The organism is Shigella sp. FC1544, assembly GCF_001722145.1.
GTDB lineage: Bacteria > Pseudomonadota > Gammaproteobacteria > Enterobacterales > Enterobacteriaceae > Escherichia > Escherichia coli.
Genome location: NZ_MECT01000215.1, coordinates 1 through 2,567, shown reverse-complemented (window position 1 = coordinate 2,567; position 2,567 = coordinate 1). Strand labels below are relative to the sequence as shown.

Annotated in this window: 1 protein-coding gene and 3 pseudogenes; all 4 read left to right on the top strand. The window is 47.8% G+C overall.

Annotated features, from left to right (window positions below; genetic code table 11):
• Positions 1-363: pseudogene (locus tag BGK49_RS12110) on the top strand (IS1-like element IS1X2 family transposase); the annotation flags it as partial.
• A gap of 15 nt (positions 364-378) precedes the next feature.
• A pseudogene (locus tag BGK49_RS12105) lies at positions 379-1,608 on the top strand (thiamine pyrophosphate-dependent enzyme); the annotation flags it as partial.
• Positions 1,609-1,973: 365 nt separating this feature from the next.
• Positions 1,974-2,366 (top strand): annotated as a pseudogene (ompN, locus tag BGK49_RS12100) (porin OmpN); the annotation flags it as partial.
• A gap of 36 nt (positions 2,367-2,402) precedes the next feature.
• The coding region (locus tag BGK49_RS26790) for an IS1 family transposase (protein ID WP_047664789.1) at positions 2,403-2,567 on the top strand (165 nt) is incomplete at its 3' end.

Here is a 2,567-nt window from a genome sequence, read left to right as displayed (position 1 = left end):
GGCTACGTCGGTGCTAAATCACGTCAGCGCTGGCTGTTTTACGCGTATGACAGGATACGGAGGACGGTTGTGGCGCACGTCTTCGGTGAACGCACTCTGGCCACACTGGAGCGTCTTCTGAGCCTGCTGTCGGCCTTTGAGGTCGTGGTATGGATGACGGATGGCTGGCCGCTGTATGAATCACGCCTGAAGGGAAAGCTGCACGTTATCAGCAAGCGTTACACTCAGCGCATTGAGCGACATAATCTGAATCTGAGACAACATCTGGCAAGGCTGGGACGGAAGTCACTGTCGTTCTCAAAATCGGTGGAGCTGCATGACAAGGTCATCGGGCATTATCTGAACATAAAACACTATCAGTAAGTTGGAGTCATTACCAAAGCCATCAATATGATGTCGCGCCTGGAACATGTCGAAGAAGAGAAAATCAATTACGATTTCTTCCTCAACCTGCCAGAAATCAACCGTAGCAAACTGGAACGTATTGATATTCGTACATCGCAGCTGATTACACCGCTGTTTGAATATTCCGGTGCTTGCTCCGGTTGTGGCGAGACGCCGTATATTAAATTGCTGACTCAGCTCTATGGCGACCGGATGTTGATCGCTAACGCCACCGGCTGTTCTTCAATTTATGGCGGTAACCTGCCCTCTACACCGTATACCACCGATGCCAACGGTCGTGGGCCGGCATGGGCGAACTCTCTATTTGAAGATAATGCCGAATTTGGCCTTGGTTTCCGCCTGACGGTCGATCAACACCGTGTCCGCGTGCTGCGTCTGCTGGATCAATTTGCCGATAAAATCCCGGCGGAATTACTGACGGCGTTGAAATCAGACGCTACGCCAGAGGTTCGTCGAGAACAGGTCGCAGCTTTACGCCAGCAACTCAACGATGTTACCGAAGCACATGAACTGCTACGTGATGCAGATGCACTGGTGGAAAAATCAATCTGGCTGATTGGTGGTGATGGCTGGGCTTACGATATCGGCTTTGGCGGTCTGGATCATGTATTGAGTTTGACGGAAAACGTCAACATTCTGGTGCTGGATACGCAATGCTATTCCAACACCGGTGGTCAGGCGTCGAAAGCGACACCGCTGGGTGCAGTAACTAAATTTGGCGAGCACGGCAAACGTAAAGCGCGTAAAGATCTTGGCGTCAGTATGATGATGTACGGTCATGTTTATGTGGCGCAGATTTCTCTCGGCGCGCAGCTGAACCAGACGGTGAAAGCGATTCAGGAAGCGGAAGCGTATCCGGGACCATCGCTGATCATTGCTTATAGCCCGTGTGAAGAGCATGGTTACGATCTGGCACTCAGCCATGACCAGATGCGCCAACTCACAGCTACCGGCTTCTGGCCGCTATATCGCTTCGATCCTCGTCGTGCCGATGAAGGCAAACTGCCGCTGGCGCTGGATTCACGCCCGCCGTCAGAAGCACTGGAAGAAACGTTACTTCACGAGCAACGTTTCCGTCGTCTGAATTCGCAGCAGCCAGAAGTGGCAGAACAGTTATGGAAAGATGCTGCAGCTGATTTGCAAAAACGCTATGACTTCCTGGCACAAATGGCCGGAAAAGCGGAAAAAAGCAACACCGATTAAATGCTCTGGATAAGGATTATCCAATTCTAAAAAAAAGCCCGGACGACTGTTCGGGCTTGTCTTTTTATATGTTGGAAAATCAGTGGCAATGCAATGGCCCAACAGAAAATAAAATCTGTGACAATAAAGGCATATAACCCGCGCAGAATAACGTATAGAAAATTAAAAGTATAATTTTTATTTTGTATGTATTATCTTCGATACATTCACCAGACTTATTATCATTTCAGAAGAATTATTTGATTAAGGTTTTACTTAAGGCGTAACAAATGATATTTATCGGCTAACTGAACTTCTCCTTTAGGATGTTTTCACTCCCCGGAATGGGGATAAAAGGCAAATAAAATAACTAAAGGATTTATTCAATGAAAAGCAAAGTACTGGCACTTTTAATTCCTGCCCTGCTCGCCGCAGGTGCTGCACATGCAGCCGAAGTTTATAATAAAGACGGCAACAAATTAGATCTGTATGGCAAAGTTGATGGCCTGCATTATTTTTCTGATAATTCAGCGAAAGATGGCGATCAGAGCTATGCGCGTCTGGGTTTTAAAGGCGAAACCCAAATTAACGATCAACTCACTGGCTACGGTCAATGGGAATACAATATTCAGGCAAACAACACTGAATCTTCAAAAAACCAGTCATGGACCCGTCTGGCATTTGCCGGGCTGAAATTTGCAGATTACGGTTCTTTCGATTACGGACGTAATTATGGCGTAATGTACGACATCGAAGGCTGGGTAATGCTGCCAACTTACTGATTTAGTGTATGATGGTGATTTTAAGGTGCTTGCGTGGCTTCCATTTCCATCAGATGTCCTTCCTGCTCCGCTACTGAAGGCGTGGTGCGTAACGGCAAAAGCACTGCCGGACATCAGCGCTATCTCTGCTCTCATTGCCGTAAAACATGGCAACTACAGTTCACTTACACCGCCTCTCAGCCCGGTACGCACCAGAAA